Below are 21,886 nucleotides of genomic sequence, written 5' to 3'. Positions count from 1 at the left end.
GGCGCAAAAAAAGCTCTCATCCTTAATGAGTAGGTTATTACGGTAAAAAAGATGTGGTTTTTCACGGTGCTGACGTTTCCTTGCTACCCCCACCCCCTTCCCGTTACTCCGTTGGCAATTTGGGAGTAATCCTTTATTGGTATGGGTATACTCCAGGGTATGCACCAGAATAGCGCCATTCCTGCAAGCAGGCCACGTCAGGAGCACGGCAACTCTATGTTAAAAAGATGTTTATCTCCACTGACACTCGTGAATCAGGTCGCGCTGATCGTTTTGCTGTCCACCGCCATCGGCGTGACGGGCATGGCGATCTCTGGCTGGCTGGTACAGGGAGTACAGGGTAACGCGCATGCCATCAATGAGGCAGGCTCGCTACGTATGCAGAGTTACCGTCTGCTGGCATCGGTTCCTCTGACGCAGGGCGATCAGCACCTCATCGATGAAATGGAACGCACGGCGTTCAGCCCGGAACTGGAAAACGCCGCCATTCGCGCCGGTCAGCAATCTCAGCTTAAAGCACTCCAGGGTTACTGGCATAACCAACTGCAGCCAGGGCTGAAGCAGGCGCGCAGTCCAGAAGCGGTTGCGCATGACGTTGCAGGTTTCGTATCACGCATTGATTCCCTGGTCTCCGCATTTGACCAAACCACCGAATTACGGATTGACCGGGTAGTGATGATGCACCGTGCAATGGCGCTGTGTATGGGGCTATTACTCATCTTCACGATTGTCTGGCTGCGTGCACGGCTGCTGAATCCCTGGAAACAGCTGCTGGCGATGGCCCGAGCGGTCACCGCACGCGATTTTACCCAGCGCACGCATATCAGCGGGCGCAACGAGATGGCGATGCTCGGCCAGGCGCTCAACACCATGTCGGCAGAGCTCTCCGAAAGCTACGCGGTGCTGGAGCAGCGCGTTCAGGAAAAAACGGCCGGACTGGAGCAGAAAAACGAGATGCTCTCCTTCCTGTGGCAAGCCAACCGTCGTTTGCATATGCAGGTACCGCTCTGTGAGCGTCTCTCACCGGTACTGAATGGTCTGCAAAATCTGACCTTACTCCGTGACCTGGAGCTTCGGGTCTACGATGTTGAAGATGAGGAAAATCATCAGGAATTTACCTGTCAGTCCGATATGTCCTGTGATGACAAAGGCTGCCATCTTTGTCCTCGCGGTTTGCCGCCGTTGACGTCAAGCGGCACCACGCTGAAGTGGCGGTTGACGGACAACCACACCCAGTATGGCATTCTGCTGGCAACCCTGCCGGCCGGGCGTCATCTGAGTCACGACCAGCAGCAGCTGGTTGATACGCTGGTTGAACAGTTGACGGCCACGCTGGCGCTCGACCGTCATCAGGAAAAACAGCAGCAGCTGATCGTCATGGAAGAGCGCGCAACCATCGCCCGCGAGCTTCACGACTCCATCGCCCAGTCGCTCTCCTGTATGAAAATGCAGGTGAGCTGCCTGCAAATGCAGGATACGGAGATGCCGGAAAGTAATAAACAGCTGCTGAGCCAGATCCGCAACGAGCTGAATACCTCCTGGGTGCAACTTCGTGAACTGCTGACCACTTTCCGTCTGCAGCTCACTGAACCGGGCCTGCGCCCCGCCCTGGAATCCAGCTGTCACGAATTTAGCGCCCGATTGGGGTTCCCGGTGAAGCTGGATTACCAACTGCCGCCACGGTTTGTTCCGTCGCATCAGGCCATTCATTTACTGCAAATCGCCCGTGAAGCGTTGAGTAACGTGCTCAAACATGCCAGCGCGACGGCGGTAACCGTCACCGTCAGCCAGCACGCCAATCAGGTCAGGCTCACGGTTCATGACAACGGCCGCGGCGTGCCGGAAAATGCCGAACGAACTAACCACTATGGTTTAATCATCATGCGAGACCGCGCCCAAAGCCTGCGCGGTGATTGCCAGGTTCGCCGGAGAGAGACAGGTGGCACGGAAGTTGTTGTCACCTTTATTCCCGAGAAACCGCTCACTACTGCTCAAGGAGAAACCCATGACTAATCAGGAACCGGCATCAATTCTGTTGATCGACGACCATCCGATGCTGCGTACTGGCGTGAAACAGCTGGTCAGCATGGCACCCGATATCACCGTCGTAGGCGAAGCCAGCAACGGTGAACAAGGCATTGAGCTTGCCGAAGCGCTTGATCCCGATCTGATCCTGCTTGATCTCAATATGCCCGGCATGAACGGTCTGGAAACCCTCGACAAGCTGCGGGAAAAATCCCTTTCCGGTCGCGTGGTGGTCTTTAGCGTGTCGAACCATGAAGAAGATGTGGTCACAGCGCTGAAGCGTGGCGCGGACGGCTATCTGCTGAAAGATATGGAGCCGGAAGATCTGCTTAAAGCGCTGCAACAGGCTGCCGCAGGTGAGATGGTGCTGAGCGAAGCATTAACGCCGGTACTGGCCGCCAGCCTGCGCGCCAACCGCGCCACCTCCGATCGCGACGTCAGTCAGTTAACGCCACGCGAGCGCGACATTCTCAAGCTGATTGCTCAGGGTCTGCCAAACAAGATGATTGCCCGCCGCCTGGATATCACCGAAAGCACGGTCAAAGTACATGTGAAGCACATGCTGAAGAAAATGAAGTTAAAATCCCGCGTTGAAGCCGCTGTGTGGGTACATCAGGAACGGATTTTTTAAGCATTACTCATCCGGCAGCAGCCTCCAGCGCGGGTCGTCGCTGGGTAATGCGACCAGCGGTTGCACCACGATAAGCGTGATCTCATTGGAAGAGACGCGCTGGCCTTTCTCATCTTCTACCACTGCCGACAAGTGCCAGCGGTTAGTTGCCCCTTCCCGGCTATCCCAGGCAGGCATAATCACACTCCAGCCATCGCCGCTGTTGCTGTTCGCCGGTGATGTCAGGCTCAATGCCTGGGTATCACCCTGCCAGTGGATCTGACGAATACCATGCGTGCTGCGAATTTGTAGCTTCAGCATCACGGTCTCGCCCCCTTTCAGATCCCACGGTGGCGTAGCCAGATACACCGATAACGTTTTGCGCTGGCGGAACTCCATAACAGGCAGGTTGTCCCGCTCCGGCGAGTCGTAGCGGCTCCCGCGCAGGGAGCGCGTGGCGGCGACTTCTCCGGCAGAGACCTGCTTTATAAGCGGTACGCCGAAGCGATAGTTAAGCTTCAGCCCGAGATTATTTTGACTGACGCCACTCTCTCCCTGCTTATGGGCGGCCGTCAATGTGACCAGCGGAACAGGGGTATAGTTGAGCCCCAGATTTACCGCGACAGGGTTGTGATAGCCGGTTCCGGTATTGAACAGGTCGACGTTATCGCCAAAGTATTGCTCGAAGCTAACGCTGGTGTTCAGATGATGGAACCACGGCAACCAGGCTTTGGCGGTGACATCATACCCACGCGCCATGCGCTGCTCCTGTACGTCCGAGCTGTCACGCCAGCTGGCAAACGGCTGATAGTAGTTAGCAGACAGACGCAGATTTTCACCCCACGCTTCCGCGCCCAGCCCGGCACGCTGCAGGTTTTCATCCAGCAGGTTATCGTAAAACGTGTTGTAGCCCAGCAACCACTTGCCGGCGATCCAGCGCTGACCTACCCAGGCGTTACTGACCAGGCCATCCGTCTGCTGCGTCACGCCAAACTGACTCCAGCTCAGGTAACGGTTGTTATCATTCCAGGGGATAAACCAGCTCCCGCTACTGCCGTTAAATTTACCGTCGTCATTCACCAGCAAGTTTACGCTGGCGTTACCCCACGGGGAGAGCCAGGATTCAATCTGCTGGTTCACTTCCCCACTCACCGCATCACGTACCTGACCAAACGCAAACTGGCGCGCCTGCTCGCCCGTGGTCAGACCGTTATCGGTCATACTGGCTTCACCAAACGCTTTTGCCATTTCGGCCAGGTGTTTTTCTCCCTCGCCAGTTGGGGGGGCCATACCGAGATCGGGCAAACTATCCCCGTTGTTATCAAAGGGATTTTCTGCCTGATGCATAAAGGAATTCGGGGCACCGTGAACGGCTCCCGCCGTAAGAAGGGGGAGTAATAACAGAAAGCGAATGCAGGACGATACAGCCATCAACGTCGGGTTTAGCGCCTGGGTTTTGTTAAAGACGCTCTTACCTTAACGCTATTAAGAAAGAATTGCAGCCTTACGGGAAATTTCAGGAATATCCTGAAGTTTATTGTCGGCTGTAGACGGCGTAAACTTGGTAAACCCTATATTATTCGTGCCTTTTTAAGAACAGGAGTCAACATGCAGAAGATAGTGATCATCGCCAACGGTGCGGCTTACGGCAGCGAATCCCTTTTTAACAGCCTGCGTCTGGCTATCGCACTCCGCGATAAAGAGAGCGAACTGGAGTTACGGCTCTTTTTAATGTCGGACGCGGTCACTGCCGGGCTGAAGGGACAGAAACCTGCAGAAGGCTACAACATTCAGCAAATGCTGGAGATCCTCACCGCGCAAAATGTGCCGGTGAAGCTGTGCAAGACCTGCACCGACGGCCGCGGCATTACCGGGCTGCCGCTGATTGATGGTGTAGAGATTGGTACGCTGGTTGAGCTGGCCGAGTGGACGCTGTCCGCCGATAAAGTATTAACTTTTTAATAATAAACCCGTAAAAATATTATTTTCTTATGGACGCGGTTTCAGCATCAAGTTTACCTGCAAGGTTGCCGATAGGCATGGAAACAACACAGCAGGTATTTCACTTATGTTCAGATCGATTCGTGCACGCATCATCGCCGCGACGGCAGGCTGTCTGGTCGTCGCCCTTCTCCTTAATACCGTTATCAACTTCCAGGTCACGCGTCAGGATAACCAGCAGTCACAGCGCGATATCCTGACCAGCACCAGCGCCAGCCATAACATGGCGATTGCCGACTGGGTAAAAAGCAAAATGACGGTGATCGCCTCCGCTCAGACCGTGGCGCTGAGTGACGATCCGGTTCCGGTATTCAAACAGCTTGCGCAGGCGGGGGGATTCACCAACGTCTATGTTGGCTATGCCAGCAAGACAGCCAAATTCTCTGACCCAGCGGGCGTCCCCGCGGATTATGACCCGACCATTCGCCCCTGGTATCAGCAGGTGGTAAGCCAGGACGCCCCGGTCGTCACCGCACCTTACGTAGATGCCGGTACCGGGAAGCTGGTGGTGACGTTCGCCGTGCCGGTGAAAGAAAATGGCACCCTGAAAGCCGTGGTAGCAGGCGATGTGGCCATGGATAGCGTAGTCGCTAACGTGCGCGGGATCCATCCGACCCCGGCAAGTAGTGGATTACTTCTGACCAGCGATGGCACCGTGATTGCTGCCAATGATCCGGCGCTGACGCTTAAACCGTTTGCCGAGACGATCAAAGGTATCGATTTTGCGGCGCTGAAAAGCGGTAATCCGGTTGACGGCACATTCGATGACAAAGAAAAAACCTTTGTTGCGACGGCCGTGCCAGGCACTAACTGGATGTTAGTTGTCGCCCTCGACAATGGCGATGCGACATCCGGCATGCGTTCCCTGCTTAAAGCGTCGGCTATCTCGCTGGTGATCCTGGCTCTGCTGAGCGCCGCTATTGTTCACTTCCTGATTGCCCGTCTGCTGAAGCGACTGTCTGACATCCGCGACGCGATGCACAACATTGCTAACGGGACTAACGACCTGTCGCAGCGCCTGCCGGATGATGGTGAAGACGAAGTCGCGCAGATTGCACAAGCGTTTAACGCCTTCAGCGATAAGCTCTCCGTCGTCATGGTACAGCTCCGTGATGCCAGCGCATCGGTAAAAAATGCCGCGCAGGAAATTGCGGCTGGTAACCAGGATCTTTCCGGACGCACCGAACAGGCGGCATCCAGCCTGCGCGAGACCGCCAGTGCCGTGGAGCAGATCACCGCCTCCGTGACCCAATCGAATGAGTCTGCCGCAGAAGCCAACGACCAGGCGAGCAAAGCCTCAGCGGCCGCGGCGCGCGGTGGAGAGGTGGTATCGCAGGCAATCAGCACCATGCAGTCCATCGAAGTGGCATCCGCAAAAATTGGCGATATCACCAGCGTAATTGACGGCATTGCCTTCCAGACCAATATTCTGGCGCTGAACGCCTCGGTGGAAGCAGCACGAGCCGGGGAACAAGGGCGTGGGTTTGCCGTGGTGGCAGGAGAGGTGCGTAACCTGGCAAGCCGTAGCGCTCAGGCGGCGAAAGAGATCAAATCGCTTATCGATTCCACCACTGACAGCGTGGCAACGGGCTCCCGTTACGTGCATCTGGCAGGGGAAAGCATGAATGAAATCCGCGCCAGCATCGGCAGCGTCTCGGGCATCATGCGTGAAATCTCCATCGCCACCAGCGAGCAAATGAAAGGTATCCATGAGATCAACCATGCGGTAACCCATCTCGACAGAATGGTACAGCAGAACGCCGAGCTGGTTGTGCAATCCGCCGCCGCCGCGGGCGCCCTGCAGAGCCAGGCGGGTGACCTTGCTGAAACCGCCGGACATTTCCGCATTTAATTTTATCCCGGCGCGCGTTTAGCGGGTAAAACGCGCGCCAGCTGAAATTTTTAGGGATTTTGTCATTTTTGTTTAATCGTTATGCCATTTTTTGATCAAAATCAGCATCCCGGCCCCTCCCCTTTGGTGTTATGCAATGAGTGAATTGTGAACAACATCACGCTCGGATATGGCTGCAGGGAGAGCGTTGTTTAAGACTACGGGGTAAAAAATGGCACTGGTAAAAACAAGTTTGAAACTGTTTGGCGGGGATACGGTAGTGGTTCGTTGTTCAGAGCGCTGCCGTATTCATCTGATGAGTTCAAAAGCACAAAAACAATCGCAGGCAGATATTCTGACCGTGCAGGATGATAAAGCCTGGCTTACGGTGCCCTATACCGGCACATGGGATGTCCTGATTGACAGCCACAGTCAGTCACTGGAGCATTCTGTCAGCTACGTAGCAGCATAACATTAAACGCCCGGCGAGCCGGGCGTATTCTCAGGCAAAACCCGGTCGCAGCGAGCTGTTGAGCGGGTTCCCTTCCAGAAGTGCCTTCACCTTCACCACCAGTTCGTTCAGACAGTCGTCCTTCATACCGAGGCGTGTCAGCTCGTCATCAAGAGAGAAGAGATACTGCGCGTTAGTACCCAGCGGGCCACTGGCGGCAGCAATCAGCGGGGCAATTACCTGCGTACGGGTATCCGCTTCATACAGCGGATGGCGCGGATCCATAATAAAGACCAGCGCATTGACGGTACGTCCGTCGTCCAGTTCCAGCTTGCACCAGCTCGGCATATAGCAGCCGGTAATCATCTCGCGCTTCCAGAGCAGCGTGAGCTCCTCTTCCAGCGTGGCATCCGGGAGGCGATAAGCCACGCCCGTGGTGCGTCCGCCCTCTTTCAGTGCAAGCATGCGCCCAGGTTGACACGCACTGCCACGCCCGGCCGTCAGACGCAGGCAAAATGCGCGGTGCCAGCCCGGCAGCGTTCCCGTTGCCGATTCGACAAATTCCAGAGCCGGGTTCCACATCAGAGAGCCGTAGCCAAAAATCCATACCGGGCCATCATCCGGGCGGCAGGCAAGCGTGGCAGCGAGTGACGCCGCACGTTGTTCAGCCGACCAGAGAAGCGATTCCTCAATAGCACCAAATGCCGTCTTACAATCTGCCTTCATTAAGAAATCACGCGTTAACACTTTACACCTCCGCCACTGCATGCTTCCTTGCGACATCTGTAATTCGCCTTCCCGGCCTTAGGTGCTGGTCATTTTGCCAGCAGTTAAATAACGATAAGCAATTAGCGGACCAGTTGCAATACAACGGAAGTTCAACCGCCTGAAAAGTCAAAATGAAGGCAGCGAATAATTTCACGGCTATTTCTTTTTATGCCATTTATCGTCGTCTCCTTTCTCATATTCATGTTTTACTGCGGCCCAGGCGACTTTGTGCGCCGTCTCTTCACGGCTCGCATCATCCCGGCGATCTTCTTTATCTTTGTATTGTTCCCAGGCGCTATTAAACGCTTCTTTGTAGATATCCTGCGCATGCGCGGGCAGCACGTTTTGCACGTTATCAGGTAATTCGCGTTTCGTTTTATAGGGCATCGCTAACCTCTCTTTTAGTTAAAGAGATAAGTGTGGATGACGATATGTCTTGGTGCCAGTCGGTAAAAGTTTCTGAAGACATTACATTCATAATGCAATGATATTTAAAATATATTTAATGAAGATCGCATCTTATATGCATCAAAGATAAAAATTATCACAAAGGGTAAAACTAAGTAAAAATTTAGGGGTATTTAACAGAGATCTGTTAGTTTAATGACCTCAAAAATCTATCTATAATTACAAGCACCTGCATTGATGGAGAAGCACATGACAGCAACACACGAGGCGGTAAAGACCCGCCACAAGGAGACGTCACTCATTTTCCCGGTTCTGGCACTGGCTGTGCTGCTCTTCTGGGGAAGCAGTCAGTCACTGCCAGTGGTGGTTGGTATCAATATTCTTGCTCTGGTTGGTATTTTAACCAGCGCCTTTAGCGTCGTTCGCCATGCCGACGTATTAGCCCACCGTCTGGGCGAGCCGTACGGTTCGTTAATTCTTAGTCTTTCCGTTGTTATCCTCGAAGTTAGCCTGATCTCTGCGCTGATGGCGACCGGTGATGCCGCACCGACGCTGATGCGCGATACGCTCTACTCAATCATTATGATTGTGACAGGCGGTCTGGTGGGCTTCTCGCTGTTATTGGGTGGTCGTAAATTCGCGACCCAGTATATGAACCTGTTCGGCATTAAACAGTATCTGATTGCCCTCTTCCCGCTGGCGATTATCGTGCTGGTGTTCCCGATGGCGCTGCCGGGCGCGAACTTCTCCACCGGTCAGGCATTGCTGGTTGCGCTGATTTCTGCGGCCATGTACGGCGTATTCCTGCTGATTCAGACCAAAACGCACCAGAGTCTGTTTGTGTATGAGCATGAAGACGACAGCGACGATGACGACCCGCATCACGGTAAACCGTCGGCCCACAGCAGCGCGTGGCACACGGTTTGGCTGATCGTGCATCTGATTGCGGTTATCGCGGTCACCAAGATGAACGCCAATCCGCTGGAGACGCTGTTAACCGAGTTGAACGCGCCGGTGGCCTTTACCGGCTTCCTGGTAGCGCTGTTGATTCTGTCCCCTGAAGGACTGGGCGCGCTGAAAGCGGTACTGAATAATCAGGTGCAACGCGCAATGAACCTGTTCTTCGGCTCCGTGCTGGCGACGATTTCGCTTACCGTACCAGTGGTGACGCTGATTGCCTTTATGACCGGTAATGAGCTGCAGTTTGCGCTGGGTGCGCCAGAGATGATCGTGATGGTGGCATCACTGTTGTTGTGTCAGATTTCGTTCTCGACCGGACGTACCAATGTGCTGAACGGCGCGGCGCATATGGCGTTGTTTATTGCGTATCTGATGACGATATTTGCGTAGTCTTTTTACCATGCCCCATAAAAAAACCCGCCGAAGCGGGTTTTTTTATTAGTTGCTGGTATCCAGCTCGTCGAAGCTCTTCACCAGATCGTCAATCGCTTTGATCTGTTTCAGGAACGGCTCCAGTTTATCCAGCGGCAGCGCGGATGGACCGTCGCATTTCGCGTTAGCCGGATCCGGGTGCGCTTCGATAAACAGACCCGCCAGGCCGGTTGCCATACCGGCGCGCGCCAGCTCGGTAACCTGGGCACGGCGTCCGCCGGAGGCAGCACCAAACGGATCGCGGCACTGCAGTGCGTGCGTCACGTCGAAGATCACCGGAGACTGATTAGAGACGTTCTTCATCACGCTGAAGCCCAGCATGTCCACAACCAGGTTGTCGTAACCGAAGTTTGAACCACGATCGCACAGAATAACTTTGTCGTTGCCACCTTCGATAAACTTATCGACGATGTTGCCCATCTGACCCGGGCTCACGAACTGTGGTTTTTTCACGTTGATCACCGCACCGGTTTTCGCCATCGCGGCAACCAGGTCAGTCTGGCGAGCCAGGAACGCCGGCAGTTGGATAACATCTACCACATCGGCCACAGGCTGCGCCTGAGCGGCCTCATGCACGTCGGTGATCACTTTCACGCCAAAGGTCTGTTTCAGCTCCTGGAAAATTTTCATTCCCTCTTCCAGGCCCGGGCCACGGTAAGAGTTGATGGAGGAGCGGTTGGCTTTGTCAAAAGAGGCTTTAAACACGTACGGGATACCCAGTTTCTGGGTCACAGTCACGTAGTGTTCGCAGATACGCATAGCGAGATCGCGGGATTCCAGCACGTTCATACCGCCAAACAGCACGAACGGCAGGTCGTTTGCCACGTTGATATCACCAATGCTAACCACTTTTTGTTTCATAGGATCGCCTTATTCAGGTGTGAATCGGAATTAAGATTAATGCAGTGTAATTTGTTTGTGCGAGATCGCGTTGATCTGCGCGCGAATCATTTCGCTAATCGGATCTTCCGGACATTGTTCCACGAAATAACTCAAATCATTCAGCGCGACGTGTTCACAATCGAGCTGAGCATAAATAAGCCCACGGTCGCGAATTTCATACGGATCTTCCGGATTAAACTGCAGCAGCACTTCACTGGCACGCAAAGCCAGTTCCATCTGACGCTCTTCCATCAGCGCTGATTTCAGCGTATCCAGCAGCTTGCGGATCACTTCTGAGTTATCCGCCTCGTCGAGATCTTCGTTAAAAAGCTCGGCCACCGGGCTGATATTGCCTTTCAGCCAGACGTCCAGCGTATGCTCATCCAGCGTGTCGCCGTTAAACGGATTAATGAGCCACATCTCACCATCCAGCCACTCGGCACGCAGGATCATCTGCGTCGGGAAGATGACCGGCACCAGTGGAATATCCAGACGGTGTGCGACCCACAGCAAAATAGAGCCCAGCGCAACGGCACTGCCCTGACGATTTTTTAAGACCTGATCCAGCCATAATGCGTCAGACAGGCGATACACGCCACGCGTGTCGCAGAAACCCCATTCGCCGTAGAAAAGTTCCAAAAGCTTCTCTAATTGCCAGTCCTGCGGACGCGCCTGATTAATCTCTTCACGCGCCAGGCTGACCAGATTTTCCAGCTCATCGTAGACATACTGCGACGTAAAATCGTCACGGATCATCTCCGAAATCAGGATCATGCCATCGCAAAGCGGCACTTTATTAAATTCGAAATCGGCTAAGGACTTCATGACTTACCCCAGTAACGGTATTCTTGTGGTGGCGAGTTTAATGATGATGTACAGCACCACCAGACCCAGCAGAAAGGCAATAAATCCCACCTGCTGGCTGCGCGGACGACGACGCCCAAGCGCGATAAAACCCAAAACGATATAGATGATAACGCCAAACAGCTTTTCAGTCAGCCATGCGCCTTTATCAGTAAATGGCAGATAGCCGGTCTTCCACATGAGTCCGGCGCCAGTCAGGAACAGAACCGTATCGATACAGTGCGGTGCGACACGCACCCAGCGGGCATCCATCAGCGGATTGTTGCTGTAACGCCACCAGTAGCGCACGATGAAAAAACCGATGGTCAGCGCAACGGAAATCAGGTGAGCGGAAATAAGCACAGTAAACAGGCTCATCACCACTGCCCCAGCGTCAGACGTTCGTTGCCGCCGTAGTCGCGGCAGGTTTCCACTGCGGTGTAGCCTGCTTGCGTAAACAGCGCCCGCACGGCTTCTCCCTGCGTCCAGCCGTGCTCCACCAGCAGCCAGCCGCCGCGAACTAAATGCTTCCGTGACGTTGTCACAATGTGATCAAGATCGGCCAGTCCCTCGTTAGCGGCGACCAGGGCCGTCAGCGGTTCGAAACGGACATCTCCCTGCGCAAGATGCGGATCATGTTCGTCAATGTAAGGAGGGTTGCTGACAATCATCCCAAACGTGTGATTTTCCAGCGCGCTAAACCAGCTGCTGTGCAGTACGGTGACATTAGTCAGGCCGAGCCTGTCCACGTTACGCTTTGCCAGCGCTACCGCGTCTGGCATCACATCCACTGCCGTCACATCACAGTCCGGGCGTTCACTGGCAATCGCCAGTGCAATAGCGCCCGTGCCAGTGCCAAGATCGAGGATTCGACTGGCGCTAGCCGGTAAACGCGCCAGCGCCTGCTCGACCAGACACTCGGTGTCCGGGCGTGGGATCAGGGTCGCTGCCGAAACGTACAAAGGTAACGACCAGAATTCCCGCTCTCCAACCAGATGCGCCACCGGCTCACCGGCCTTACGACGGGCAAGCAGTATGGCGAGTTGCGCCTCCTGCTCAGAAACCAGCTGTGTTTCCCCAAAAGCCAGCAGATACGTGCGCGGTTTCCCCGTCACATGCTCAAGCAAGATTTCGGCGTCGCGTTTTGGACTCTCACTTTCTGAAAGCTCACCGACGGCCTGGCGTAACCAGCGCTGGAAATCCATTATTCCTGCTCGGACAGCGCCGCCAGCTGATCGGCCTGGTATTCCTGCACAATAGGCTCAATCAGCATATCCAGCTTGCCTTCCATCACTTCGTCCAGACGGTAAAGCGTCAGGTTGATGCGGTGGTCGGTCACGCGCCCCTGCGGGAAGTTGTAGGTGCGGTTACGGTCGCTGCGGTCGCCGCTGCCCAGCAGGTTACGGCGGGTAGACGCTTCTGCCTGCTGGCGTTTTGCCATTTCTACCGCGTGGATACGCGCACCGAGCACGGAAAGCGCTTTGGCTTTGTTTTTATGCTGCGAACGTTCGTCCTGACATTCAACGACAATACCGGTCGGCAGGTGGGTAATACGGATGGCGGAGTCGGTGGTGTTTACGTGCTGACCACCCGCTCCGGAGGAACGGAAGGTATCAATACGCAGGTCCGCCGGGTTGATGTCCGGCAGTTCCGCTTCCGGCAGCTCCGGCATGACCGCAACGGTACAGGCTGACGTATGAATACGCCCCTGCGATTCGGTGGCAGGTACGCGCTGTACACGATGACCGCCAGATTCAAACTTGAGACGACCGTATACGCCGTCGCCGCTGATCTTCGCGATCACTTCTTTAAAACCACCATGCTCGCCTTCGTTGGCGCTCATGATCTCCACACGCCAGCGGCGCGATTCAGCGTAGCGGCTGTACATGCGGAACAGATCCCCGGCAAACAGGGCCGCTTCATCACCACCGGTACCGGCGCGGACTTCCACAAATGCGTTACGTTCATCGTCCGGATCTTTTGGCAGCAACAGCACCTGGAGCTGCTGTTCCATCTCTTCCGAACGCACTTTCGCATCCTGCAACTCTTCCTGCGCCATTTCGCGCATTTCAGGGTCATCAAGCATCATCTGCGCAGTTTCAATATCTTCCTGAACCTGTCGCCAGTCAGTAAAGCATTTAGAAACATCACTTAACTGCGCGTATTCGCGAGAGAGCGCGCGAAAACGTTCCTGGTCCGCAATGGTCCCGGCATCACCGAGCAGCGCCTGTACTTCCTCATGGCGCTCGTGCAGAGCTTCCAGTTTAGCGACGATAGAAGGCTTCATAGGCGTAAGTGCACCTTGTCTTAGAAAATGGGTATAGGGCGCTATTCCAGCCCGAGGCTGTTGCGCAGAATAGTCAGGCGTTCATCATCCCCGTCACGGGCAGCCTGCTGAAGAGATTTGGTTGGGGCATGGATCAGGCGGTTGGTCAGTTTCCATGCCAGATCCTGCATAATAGCGTGTGCGTCGCCGCCCTGTTCCAGGGCCGCTAACGCTTTGGCTGTCAGGTCATCACGCACCTGCTCCGCCTGCCCGCGGTACTCGCGGATGGTCTCGCTGACGCTTTGCGCGCGCAGCCAGGCCATAAACTCACTGGTTTCCTGCTCAACAATGGTTTCAGCCTGCACTGCCGCCGCTTTACGCTGGGCAAGGTTGTGCGAAATGATACTTTGCAGGTCGTCCACGCTGTAAAGATAGGCGTTAGCCAGTTTACCGACTTCTGGCTCAACATCGCGCGGGACGGCGATATCCACCAGCAGCATCGGCTGATTACGACGGGATTTCAGCGCACGCTCCACCATCCCTTTACCGATGATCGGCAGTGGGCTGGCGGTAGAGCTGATAATAATGTCCGCCTCTTTCAGGCGTTCATCAATGTCGCTTAACGCCACCACCTCTGCGCCCACTTCGTCCGCCAGCACCTGAGCACGTTCGCGGGTACGGTTGGCGATAATCATCTTTTTCACTTTATGTTCGCGCAGATGGCGCGCGACAAGTTCGATGGTTTCGCCCGCACCCACCAGCATCACGGTAACGGTCGACAGGGATTCAAAGATTTGGCGTGCAAGGGTGCAGGCCGCGAAAGCAACAGAAACCGCACTGGCACCAATGTCGGTTTCGGTTCGCACACGCTTAGCCACGGAGAATGACTTCTGGAACATACGTTCCAGCTCACTGGCCTTCAGATGCCCTTTTTGCGAATCTGCAAACGCTTTTTTCACCTGCCCCAGAATTTGCGGCTCGCCGAGAACCAGCGAATCCAGCCCGCTGGCCACGCGCATCAGATGGCTGACGGCATCATTGTCCTGATGCCAGTACAGGCTATTGCGCAGTTCGTCTTCGTTGAGATTGTGGTAGTCGCATAGCCAGCGGATCAGCGCCTCGTGCAGGTTATCCTGCTCTTCCACACTCAAATAAAGCTCGGTACGGTTGCACGTCGAGAGCACCACGCCACCCTGCACCATAGGTTGTGCAAGCAAGCTGTCCAGCGCCAGGTCAAGCGTGTCTGGCGAAAACGTTACGCGTTCTCGCAGCGAAACCGGGGCTGTTTTGTGGTTAATGCCGAGTGCTAATAAGGTCATGTTGAGCGGGAGTAGTACCAGCGTTAATAAGGTTAGCAGAACGCATCATACAGGATGCGCGAGATCAATAAAAGAGACTGCACCCTTTCGGAGTAATAGGTTACATCGCGCTTTGAGATAATTTGAACGTAGACGGTGGGCCCCTTCAACGCTAGCATTAACAGTTATAACTGCAACGTATCTCAAGGATTTGTCCTCATTATGACCCGACTGATTCGCCTGCTGCCGCTGGCCGCACTGGTTCTGACCGCCTGTACTGTCACCCAACCAAAAGGCCCAGGCAAAAGCCCTGACTCTCCGCAGTGGCGTCAACACCAGCAGGACGTCCGTAATTTGAGCCAGTACCAGACTCGCGGCGCTTTCGCGTATCTCTCTGACGAACAAAAGGTTTATGCGCGTTTCTTCTGGCAGCAAACAGGCCAGGACAACTACCGTCTGCTGCTGCTGAACCCGCTGGGCAGCACCGAACTGGAGCTTATCGCAAAACCGGGCGAAGCGCAGATCACCGATAACAAAGGCCAGCATTACACCGCGACAGATGCCGAAGAGATGATTGGTAAGTTGACGGGAATGCCTATCCCGCTCAACAGCCTGCGCCAGTGGATCCTTGGCCTGCCGGGGGATGCCACCGACTACCAGCTTGACGATCAGTACCGTCTGAGCCAGGTGAATTACGCGCAGAATGGCAAAACCTGGAAAGTGGTGTACAGCGCCTATGACAGCAACAGTAAACCTTCTCTGCCATCGAATATGGAACTGACCCAAGGGAACCAGCGTATCAAGCTGAAAATGGACAACTGGATCGTTAAATGATGACCCACTGGCCCTCTCCGGCAAAACTAAACCTGTTTTTATACATCACCGGCCAGCGTGCTGATGGCTATCACACCCTGCAGACGCTGTTTCAGTTTATTGACTATGGTGACACGATCTCGATTGAGCTGCGTCAGGACGGGCAGGTTTGCCTGCTGACGCCTGTCGAAGGTGTGGCGCATGAGGACAACCTGATTGTCCGCGCTGCGCGCCTGCTGATGAGAGCGGCAACTGACTCCGGACGACTACCGACAGGAAGCGGCGCAGATATCCGCATTGAGAAACGTCTGCCAATGGGTGGCGGTCTCGGTGGAGGCTCATCCAATGCCGCAACCGTGCTGGTTGCTCTGAACCATCTCTGGGGTTGTGGGCTGTCGACGGACGAACTGGCAGCCTTAGGATTGACGCTGGGCGCGGATGTACCGGTGTTTATTCGTGGTCATGCGGCATTTGCCGAAGGTGTAGGTGAGATCCTCTCTCCGGTCGAGCCGCCGGAAAAATGGTATCTCGTTGCCCATCCCGGCGTGAGCATTCCGACCCCGGTCATCTTTAAAGATCCTGACCTGAAAAGAGATACTCCGGTTCGGTCAATAAAAACGTTATTAAATTGTGAATTCAGCAACGATTGCGAGGATATCGCAAGAAAACGTTTTCGCGAGGTTGATGCGGTGCTTTCCTGGCTGTTAGAATACGCGCCGTCGCGCCTGACTGGTACAGGGGCCTGTGTCTTTGCTGAATTTGACACCGAATCCGCCGCTCGTCAGGTGCTTGAGCAAGCGCCGGTTTGGCTGCATGGTTTTGTAGCGCGTGGGATGAACACGTCTCCCCTACAGCAGGCCATTCTGGCGCAGACTGAGTTTCGGTGACAACGTCACCCTGTTCCAGACGTTGCATCGCGCTCTTTAATACACCGCCTGGGTAGTATTCGCCTGGCCCGCACAGTTTGCGGCGAACGCTATCCACCACTGGACGCATGCCTGAGGTTCTTCTCGTGCCTGATATGAAGCTTTTTGCTGGTAACGCCACCCCGGAACTAGCACAACGTATTGCCAACCGCCTGTACACTTCCCTCGGCGACGCCGCCGTAGGTCGCTTTAGCGACGGCGAAGTCAGCGTACAAATTAACGAAAATGTACGCGGTGGTGATATTTTCATCATCCAGTCCACCTGTGCTCCAACAAATGACAACCTGATGGAACTGGTTGTTATGGTCGACGCGCTGCGTCGTGCTTCAGCAGGCCGTATCACTGCTGTAATCCCTTACTTCGGCTATGCCCGTCAGGACCGCCGTGTTCGTTCTGCACGTGTACCTATCACCGCCAAAGTTGTCGCTGACTTCCTGTCCAGCGTCGGCGTTGACCGCGTACTGACCGTTGACCTGCACGCAGAGCAGATCCAGGGCTTCTTCGACGTCCCGGTTGATAACGTATTCGGCAGCCCTATTCTGCTGGAAGACATGCTGCAACTGAACCTGGACAACCCAATTGTGGTTTCTCCGGACATCGGCGGCGTGGTACGTGCTCGTGCTATCGCGAAGCTGCTGAACGATACCGATATGGCGATCATCGACAAACGTCGTCCGCGCGCTAACGTTTCTCAGGTGATGCATATCATCGGTGACGTAGCTGGCCGTGACTGCGTGCTGGTTGACGACATGATCGATACCGGCGGTACGCTGTGTAAAGCTGCAGAAGCACTGAAAGAACGTGGTGCCAAGCGCGTATTCGCTTACGCAACTCACCCGATCTTCTCCGGTAACGCGGTAAACAACCTCCGTAACTCCGTCATTGACGAAGTTGTGGTGTGCGATACCATCCCACTGAGTGACGAAATCAAAGCGCTGCCAAACGTACGTACTTTGACCCTGTCCGGGATGCTGGCCGAAGCGATTCGTCGTATCAGCAACGAAGAATCCATCTCAGCTATGTTCGAGCACTAATCGAGCACGGCCAAAAAACCCGCTGCGGCGGGTTTTTTTGTCTTTAATATTTATTTGTATGATCAATGCCTCCTTCACCTGCCATTCACATGACAGATGATGCGCATCTGGAAGATAGATAATTGTGAAAAACGTAACCTCCTCACATGTTCTGCCCTTTCGCGCCCTCATCGACGCTTGCTGGAAAGAGAAGTACACCTCGTCACGCTTTGTACGTGACCTGATAGCCGGGATCACCGTCGGCATTATCGCCATTCCGCTGGCAATGGCGCTGGCGATTGGCAGCGGCGTTGCACCGCAGTATGGCCTTTATACTTCGGCCGTTGCCGGGATCGTTATTGCCCTGACCGGTGGTTCACGCTTTAGCGTCTCTGGACCGACCGCTGCCTTTGTGGTGATCCTCTACCCGGTTTCCCAGCAGTTCGGCCTGGCAGGCCTGCTGGTTGCCACCCTGATGTCCGGCGTCTTTTTGATTTTGTTTGGTCTGGCTCGTTTTGGCAGGTTGATTGAATACATCCCTCTTTCCGTGACGCTGGGGTTCACCTCCGGGATTGGTATCACCATCGGAACCATGCAGATCAAGGACTTCCTGGGCCTGCAGATGGCTCACGTACCTGAACACTATCTGCAAAAAGTCGGTGCGCTATTTATGGCGCTGCCGACCGCCAACCTGGGCGACGCCGCCATCGGGATTGTGACGCTGGGTACGCTGATTGTGTGGCCTCGTCTGGGCATTCGTCTCCCTGGCCATCTGCCCGCACTGCTGCTGGGCTGCGCGGTAATGGCCATCGTCAATATGTTCGGTGGCCATGTCGCTACTATCGGCTCGCAATTCCACTATGTTCTGGCGGACGGTTCACAGGGAAGCGGTATTCCGCAGCTGTTACCGCAGCTGGTGTTGCCGTGGGATATGCCCGGTTCCAGCTTCACGCTAAGCTGGGATTCCCTGCGCGCCCTCCTTCCCGCGGCCTTCTCAATGGCAATGCTGGGGGCCATTGAATCTCTGCTCTGCGCGGTGGTACTGGACGGCATGACGGGAACGAAGCATAAAGCTAACAGCGAGCTCGTTGGTCAGGGTCTGGGTAACCTTATCGCACCGTTCTTTGGCGGCATCACTGCAACGGCAGCCATCGCACGCTCCGCGGCAAACGTGCGTGCCGGGGCAACATCCCCCATTTCGGCAGTGATCCACTCCGCGCTGGTGATCCTCGCCCTGCTTATCCTTGCTCCGCTGCTCTCCTGGCTACCGCTTTCTGCCATGGCCGCCCTGCTGCTGATGGTGGCCTGGAACATGAGTGAGGCGCATAAGGTGGTGAACCTGCTGCGTCGCGCACCGAAAGACGACATTATCGTGATGCTGCTTTGTATGTCGCTGACCGTGCTGTTTGATATGGTCATTGCCATCAGCGTCGGGATTGTGCTGGCGTCCCTGCTGTTTATGCGTCGTATTGCGCAGATGACGCGTCTTTCCCCGGTGAACGTCGAAGTGCCTGACGATGTGCTGGTTCTGCGCGTGATTGGCCCGCTGTTCTTTGCCGCCGCGGAGGGGCTGTTCAGCGATCTCGAATCCCGCATCGCGGGTAAACGGATTGTGGTGCTTAAATGGGATGCCGTTCCGGTGCTGGATGCCGGTGGCCTGGATGCCTTCCAGCGCTTTGTGAAACGTCTGCCGGAAGGCTGTGAGCTGCGCGTGAGTAACCTGGAATTCCAGCCTCTACGCACCATGGCGCGCGCGGGCGTGCAGCCAATCCCTGGCCGACTCTCCTTCTACCCTAACCGTGAAGCCGCATTAGCGGATCTGTGAGTGGCCTGATGCAGAATAACGTCTCTGCATCATCACCCGGGTGGCCTGCTGGAGCGATGCAAGCACGGCAGGCACCATCCATATTCCCTTCATCATATGCGGTTCCTGCTTCATGTCCGTGCAAAAAAAACGACTCCCTCGGGAGCCGTTTCGGTGTTCTTTATCGTCGCACTAACTGTGCTTGTGCTGGTCGCGACGACAGCGCTTGTCGTAGTGGCGCACCCACCAGTATTTGTCACACACTTCCTCACGGCCGCTCATGCGAGCCCCTGCCAGCCACAATACCGCACCAATGAAGATGCTCAATATCGCGCCGTGCGCGAAGTATTGCGGGAGGTCAAGCTGCGGCAGTTGGTTTAAAATTGAATAACCCACGCCGGCTACCATCACGAACAGTCCCAACCCCATCAGCACGTTACCGAATAACGAAGCGTTTTTGCGTTTCATGTGTCACCTCCGGAACTTTGGGTTGTCAGGGGAAAAGCCCCTAATCCTTGTGTGTAAAGTATAGACAACGCCTCTTTTATGAGTTGCGTGAATGATCACAATTACCGATCACATCCAAACAAAAGTTTACAAATAAGACGTTGAACAGCTTGAAATTCTAATTGTTCAAATAAGAAATTATTCGTATTCCGCTGTGAAGATCGCAGAATTTTGTCAAGCGGCTCGTCAGACAGTAAACTACGCGCCAGATCTGGAACCCATTAGGAATTGAATCGTGACGATTAAACTGATTGTCGGCCTCGCCAACCCAGGCGCAGAGTATGCGGCAACACGCCATAATGCCGGGGCATGGTACGTCGATCTCCTGGCCGAGCGGTTACGTGCTCCTTTGCGTGAAGAACCTAAATTCTTTGGCTATACCTCACGTATCAACCTTGCTGGCGCTGATGTTCGTCTGCTGGTGCCAACCACCTTTATGAACCTGAGCGGTAAAGCCGTGGCGGCGATGGCAACGTTTTATCGTATCAACCCGGATGAAATTCTGGTGGCACACGATGAGCTGGATCTCCCGCCTGGTGTGGCAAAATTCAAACTGGGCGGCGGGCACGGTGGCCACAACGGTCTAAAAGATATTATCAGCAAGCTGGGCAATAACCCGAATTTCCACCGTTTGCGCGTGGGAATCGGTCATCCGGGCGATAAAAACAAAGTTGTTGGTTTCGTACTCGGTAAACCCCCGGTTTCTGAGCAGAAACTGATTGACGAGGCGGTAGACGAAGCGGCTCGCTGCACTGAAATCTGGCTGAAAGATGGGTTAACCAAAGCGACAAACCGCTTACACGCTTTCAAAGCGCAATAATCCGCCAGATCCGGCTTTTTTACCGCGCGTCATGCGGGTTACGTGTATAATAGGCGTAGTTATTTACTTTTCATCAATCGGTTATCATTAACGGATTGATTATCAAGATATTAAGGTGATTTAGAAATGGGATTCAAATGCGGTATCGTCGGTCTGCCAAACGTGGGCAAATCCACCCTGTTTAACGCGCTTACCAAAGCGGGTATCGAAGCGGCGAACTTCCCGTTCTGTACCATCGAACCTAACACCGGCGTTGTACCAATGCCGGACCCGCGTCTGGACCAGCTCGCGGAAATCGTGAAGCCGCAGCGCATTCTGCCAACCACCATGGAATTCGTGGATATCGCGGGCCTGGTAAAAGGCGCGTCCAAAGGTGAAGGTCTGGGTAACCAGTTCCTGACCAATATTCGTGAAACCGAAGCGATCGGTCACGTTGTGCGCTGCTTCGAGAACGACAACATTATCCACGTAAACAACAAAGTGGATCCGGCTGACGACATCGACGTTATCAACACCGAGCTGGCGCTCTCTGATCTCGACACCTGCGAACGCGCAATTCACCGCGTGCAGAAGAAAGCCAAAGGCGGCGACAAGGACGCGAAAGCGGAACTGGCTGCGCTGGAAAAATGTCTGCCACAGCTGGAAAACGCGGGCATGCTGCGCGCGCTGAAAAATCTGACGGAAGAAGACAAGGCGGCAATCAAATACCTGAGCTTCCTGACCCTGAAGCCAACCATGTACATCGCCAACGTTAACGAAGACGGTTTCGAGAATAACCCGTACCTGGACAAAGTCCGTGAAATCGCAGCGGCTGAAGGTTCTGTGGTTGTGGCGGTTTGCGCTGCCGTTGAATCTGACATCGCCGAGCTGGACGACGCTGACCGTGAAGAGTTTATGGCTGAGCTGGGTCTGGAAGAGCCGGGCCTGAACCGCGTGATCCGCGCAGGCTATGAGCTGCTGAACCTGCAGACCTACTTCACCGCTGGCGTGAAAGAGGTGCGAGCGTGGACGATCCCTGTGGGTGCGACTGCACCTCAGGCGGCCGGTAAGATCCACACCGACTTTGAGAAAGGCTTTATTCGTGCGCAGACAATCGCGTTTGAAGACTTCATCACCTACAAGGGTGAGCAAGGCGCGAAAGAAGCGGGCAAGATGCGTGCGGAAGGTAAAGATTATATCGTTAAAGATGGCGATGTGATGAACTTCCTGTTTAACGTCTGATTCGTCT

22 protein-coding genes and 1 pseudogene are annotated in these 21,886 nt (G+C 54.8%); 12 read left to right on the top strand and 11 right to left on the bottom strand.

Going from position 1 to position 21,886, the window contains the following annotated elements:
* Nucleotides 1-216: 216 nt before the first annotated feature.
* On the top strand, nt 217-2,013 hold the full coding sequence (narX, locus tag AC0XWG_RS17265) for a nitrate/nitrite two-component system sensor histidine kinase NarX (protein WP_108089732.1): 1,797 nt from the start codon (nt 217-219) through the stop codon (nt 2,011-2,013).
* Nucleotides 2,006-2,656, top strand: a complete 651-nt coding sequence (narL, locus tag AC0XWG_RS17260) for a two-component system response regulator NarL (protein ID WP_028018756.1) — start codon at nt 2,006-2,008, stop codon at nt 2,654-2,656. The genes narX and narL overlap by 8 nt, the downstream gene beginning before the upstream one ends.
* A 3-nt stretch (nt 2,657-2,659) precedes the next feature.
* Here the strand turns inward: narL and AC0XWG_RS17255 are convergent, their stop codons facing one another.
* Nucleotides 2,660-4,066, bottom strand: a complete 1,407-nt coding sequence (locus AC0XWG_RS17255) for a YchO/YchP family invasin (protein WP_475680854.1) — start codon at nt 4,064-4,066, stop codon at nt 2,660-2,662.
* Nucleotides 4,067-4,243: 177 nt separating this feature from the next.
* On the opposite strand from AC0XWG_RS17255, the gene AC0XWG_RS17250 reads away from it, so the two are divergent.
* The 3 genes from AC0XWG_RS17250 (at nt 4,244) to AC0XWG_RS17240 (ending at nt 6,939) form a co-directional block, all read left to right on the top strand.
* Nucleotides 4,244-4,597, top strand: coding sequence for a DsrE/DsrF/TusD sulfur relay family protein (locus AC0XWG_RS17250; RefSeq protein WP_049005091.1), 354 nt, complete (start codon nt 4,244-4,246; stop codon nt 4,595-4,597).
* Nucleotides 4,598-4,703: 106 nt separating this feature from the next.
* On the top strand, nt 4,704-6,488 hold the full coding sequence (locus tag AC0XWG_RS17245; RefSeq protein ID WP_028018753.1) for a methyl-accepting chemotaxis protein: 1,785 nt from the start codon (nt 4,704-4,706) through the stop codon (nt 6,486-6,488).
* 211 nt (nt 6,489-6,699) lie between these two features.
* Entirely contained in the window at nt 6,700-6,939 is a 240-nt protein-coding gene (locus tag AC0XWG_RS17240) for a DUF1883 domain-containing protein (RefSeq protein ID WP_010432930.1), read from the top strand.
* Between the two features lie 30 nt (nt 6,940-6,969).
* Here AC0XWG_RS17240 and AC0XWG_RS17235 read toward each other — a convergent pair whose 3' ends face one another.
* Together AC0XWG_RS17235 and chaB are read right to left on the bottom strand one after the other, a co-directional pair.
* A complete protein-coding gene (locus AC0XWG_RS17235) occupies nt 6,970-7,665 on the bottom strand; it encodes a gamma-glutamylcyclotransferase (RefSeq protein ID WP_028018752.1) in 696 nt (231 codons plus the stop codon).
* Between the two features lie 177 nt (nt 7,666-7,842).
* The gene (gene chaB, locus AC0XWG_RS17230) at nt 7,843-8,073 is read right to left on the bottom strand and encodes a putative cation transport regulator ChaB (RefSeq protein WP_114976998.1); all 231 of its coding nucleotides are present in this window, start codon (nt 8,071-8,073) and stop codon (nt 7,843-7,845) included.
* Nucleotides 8,074-8,343: 270 nt separating this feature from the next.
* Here chaB and chaA point away from each other — a divergent pair, with 270 nt between their 5' ends.
* On the top strand, nt 8,344-9,444 hold the full coding sequence (chaA, locus tag AC0XWG_RS17225; protein ID WP_024907071.1) for a sodium-potassium/proton antiporter ChaA: 1,101 nt from the start codon (nt 8,344-8,346) through the stop codon (nt 9,442-9,444).
* 48 nt (nt 9,445-9,492) lie between these two features.
* On the opposite strand, the gene kdsA is transcribed toward chaA, so the two are convergent.
* From kdsA to hemA, 6 genes are read right to left on the bottom strand one after another with little or no spacing between them, the layout of a single operon-like run.
* A complete protein-coding gene (gene kdsA, locus AC0XWG_RS17220) occupies nt 9,493-10,347 on the bottom strand; it encodes a 3-deoxy-8-phosphooctulonate synthase (protein ID WP_028018750.1) in 855 nt (284 codons plus the stop codon).
* A gap of 36 nt (nt 10,348-10,383) precedes the next feature.
* Nucleotides 10,384-11,193, bottom strand: a complete 810-nt coding sequence (gene sirB1 / locus AC0XWG_RS17215; RefSeq protein WP_028018749.1) for an invasion regulator SirB1 — start codon at nt 11,191-11,193, stop codon at nt 10,384-10,386.
* Between the two features lie 3 nt (nt 11,194-11,196).
* Nucleotides 11,197-11,589 (bottom strand): invasion regulator SirB2, encoded by a 393-nt coding sequence (gene sirB2 / locus AC0XWG_RS17210; protein ID WP_028018748.1) that lies wholly within the window; start codon nt 11,587-11,589, stop codon nt 11,197-11,199.
* Entirely contained in the window at nt 11,589-12,416 is an 828-nt protein-coding gene (gene prmC, locus AC0XWG_RS17205; protein ID WP_028018747.1) for a peptide chain release factor N(5)-glutamine methyltransferase, read from the bottom strand. Before prmC ends, sirB2 begins: the two co-directional genes overlap by 1 nt.
* Entirely contained in the window at nt 12,416-13,498 is a 1,083-nt protein-coding gene (gene prfA / locus AC0XWG_RS17200) for a peptide chain release factor 1 (protein ID WP_475680853.1), read from the bottom strand. The genes prmC and prfA overlap by 1 nt, the downstream gene beginning before the upstream one ends.
* A gap of 41 nt (nt 13,499-13,539) precedes the next feature.
* Nucleotides 13,540-14,796, bottom strand: a complete 1,257-nt coding sequence (hemA, locus tag AC0XWG_RS17195; RefSeq protein WP_028018745.1) for a glutamyl-tRNA reductase — start codon at nt 14,794-14,796, stop codon at nt 13,540-13,542.
* 201 nt (nt 14,797-14,997) lie between these two features.
* On the opposite strand from hemA, the gene lolB reads away from it, so the two are divergent.
* The 4 genes from lolB to dauA all read left to right on the top strand — a co-directional run bounded on the left by lolB (nt 14,998) and on the right by dauA (nt 19,352).
* Nucleotides 14,998-15,609 (top strand): lipoprotein insertase outer membrane protein LolB, encoded by a 612-nt coding sequence (gene lolB, locus AC0XWG_RS17190; protein ID WP_475680852.1) that lies wholly within the window; start codon nt 14,998-15,000, stop codon nt 15,607-15,609.
* Entirely contained in the window at nt 15,606-16,475 is an 870-nt protein-coding gene (ispE, locus tag AC0XWG_RS17185; RefSeq protein WP_475680851.1) for a 4-(cytidine 5'-diphospho)-2-C-methyl-D-erythritol kinase, read from the top strand. Before lolB ends, ispE begins: the two co-directional genes overlap by 4 nt.
* A gap of 125 nt (nt 16,476-16,600) precedes the next feature.
* Nucleotides 16,601-17,548 carry a ribose-phosphate diphosphokinase gene (prs, locus tag AC0XWG_RS17180; RefSeq protein ID WP_003856663.1) on the top strand — a complete coding sequence of 316 codons (948 nt, stop codon included), beginning with the start codon at nt 16,601-16,603 and terminating at the stop codon, nt 17,546-17,548.
* Between the two features lie 124 nt (nt 17,549-17,672).
* Entirely contained in the window at nt 17,673-19,352 is a 1,680-nt protein-coding gene (dauA, locus tag AC0XWG_RS17175) for a C4-dicarboxylic acid transporter DauA (RefSeq protein ID WP_028018742.1), read from the top strand.
* Here dauA and AC0XWG_RS17170 read toward each other — a convergent pair.
* Together AC0XWG_RS17170 and ychH are read right to left on the bottom strand one after the other, a co-directional pair.
* Nucleotides 19,338-19,466, bottom strand: a pseudogene (locus AC0XWG_RS17170) (MerR family transcriptional regulator); the annotation flags it as partial. The gene dauA and the pseudogene AC0XWG_RS17170 sit on opposite strands and share 15 nt — an antisense overlap.
* Before the next feature lie 57 nt (nt 19,467-19,523).
* The gene (ychH, locus tag AC0XWG_RS17165; protein WP_028018741.1) at nt 19,524-19,799 is read right to left on the bottom strand and encodes a stress-induced protein YchH; all 276 of its coding nucleotides are present in this window, start codon (nt 19,797-19,799) and stop codon (nt 19,524-19,526) included.
* A gap of 274 nt (nt 19,800-20,073) precedes the next feature.
* Here ychH and pth point away from each other — a divergent pair, with 274 nt between their 5' ends.
* Together pth and ychF are read left to right on the top strand one after the other, a co-directional pair.
* Nucleotides 20,074-20,658 carry an aminoacyl-tRNA hydrolase gene (pth, locus tag AC0XWG_RS17160; RefSeq protein WP_023336005.1) on the top strand — a complete coding sequence of 195 codons (585 nt, stop codon included), beginning with the start codon at nt 20,074-20,076 and terminating at the stop codon, nt 20,656-20,658.
* A gap of 126 nt (nt 20,659-20,784) precedes the next feature.
* Nucleotides 20,785-21,879, top strand: coding sequence for a redox-regulated ATPase YchF (gene ychF, locus AC0XWG_RS17155; RefSeq protein WP_010432886.1), 1,095 nt, complete (start codon nt 20,785-20,787; stop codon nt 21,877-21,879).
* The last annotated feature ends 7 nt before the right edge of the window (nt 21,880-21,886 follow it).

This window comes from Enterobacter sp. DVT3837 (genome assembly GCF_056238685.1).
Note: the sequence above shows the minus strand (reverse complement) of the source record. Positions and strands in the feature narration are given on the sequence as shown.

What these genes read in the sequence shown, in the direction of transcription:
- narX (WP_108089732.1), top strand. Translation starts at nt 217, where the DNA reads ATGTTAAAAAGATGTTTATCTCCACTGACACTCGTGAATCAGGTCGCG.
- narL (WP_028018756.1), top strand. Translation starts at nt 2,006, where the DNA reads ATGACTAATCAGGAACCGGCATCAATTCTGTTGATCGACGACCATCCG.
- AC0XWG_RS17255 (WP_475680854.1), bottom strand. Translation starts at nt 4,066, where the DNA reads ATGGCTGTATCGTCCTGCATTCGCTTTCTGTTATTACTCCCCCTTCTT.
- AC0XWG_RS17250 (WP_049005091.1), top strand. Translation starts at nt 4,244, where the DNA reads ATGCAGAAGATAGTGATCATCGCCAACGGTGCGGCTTACGGCAGCGAA.
- AC0XWG_RS17245 (WP_028018753.1), top strand. Translation starts at nt 4,704, where the DNA reads ATGTTCAGATCGATTCGTGCACGCATCATCGCCGCGACGGCAGGCTGT.
- AC0XWG_RS17240 (WP_010432930.1), top strand. Translation starts at nt 6,700, where the DNA reads ATGGCACTGGTAAAAACAAGTTTGAAACTGTTTGGCGGGGATACGGTA.
- chaB (WP_114976998.1), bottom strand. Translation starts at nt 8,073, where the DNA reads ATGCCCTATAAAACGAAACGCGAATTACCTGATAACGTGCAAAACGTG.
- chaA (WP_024907071.1), top strand. Translation starts at nt 8,344, where the DNA reads ATGACAGCAACACACGAGGCGGTAAAGACCCGCCACAAGGAGACGTCA.
- kdsA (WP_028018750.1), bottom strand. Translation starts at nt 10,347, where the DNA reads ATGAAACAAAAAGTGGTTAGCATTGGTGATATCAACGTGGCAAACGAC.
- sirB1 (WP_028018749.1), bottom strand. Translation starts at nt 11,193, where the DNA reads ATGAAGTCCTTAGCCGATTTCGAATTTAATAAAGTGCCGCTTTGCGAT.
- sirB2 (WP_028018748.1), bottom strand. Translation starts at nt 11,589, where the DNA reads ATGAGCCTGTTTACTGTGCTTATTTCCGCTCACCTGATTTCCGTTGCG.
- prmC (WP_028018747.1), bottom strand. Translation starts at nt 12,416, where the DNA reads ATGGATTTCCAGCGCTGGTTACGCCAGGCCGTCGGTGAGCTTTCAGAA.
- prfA (WP_475680853.1), bottom strand. Translation starts at nt 13,498, where the DNA reads ATGAAGCCTTCTATCGTCGCTAAACTGGAAGCTCTGCACGAGCGCCAT.
- hemA (WP_028018745.1), bottom strand. Translation starts at nt 14,796, where the DNA reads ATGACCTTATTAGCACTCGGCATTAACCACAAAACAGCCCCGGTTTCG.
- lolB (WP_475680852.1), top strand. Translation starts at nt 14,998, where the DNA reads ATGACCCGACTGATTCGCCTGCTGCCGCTGGCCGCACTGGTTCTGACC.
- ispE (WP_475680851.1), top strand. Translation starts at nt 15,606, where the DNA reads ATGATGACCCACTGGCCCTCTCCGGCAAAACTAAACCTGTTTTTATAC.
- ychH (WP_028018741.1), bottom strand. Translation starts at nt 19,799, where the DNA reads ATGAAACGCAAAAACGCTTCGTTATTCGGTAACGTGCTGATGGGGTTG.
- ychF (WP_010432886.1), top strand. Translation starts at nt 20,785, where the DNA reads ATGGGATTCAAATGCGGTATCGTCGGTCTGCCAAACGTGGGCAAATCC.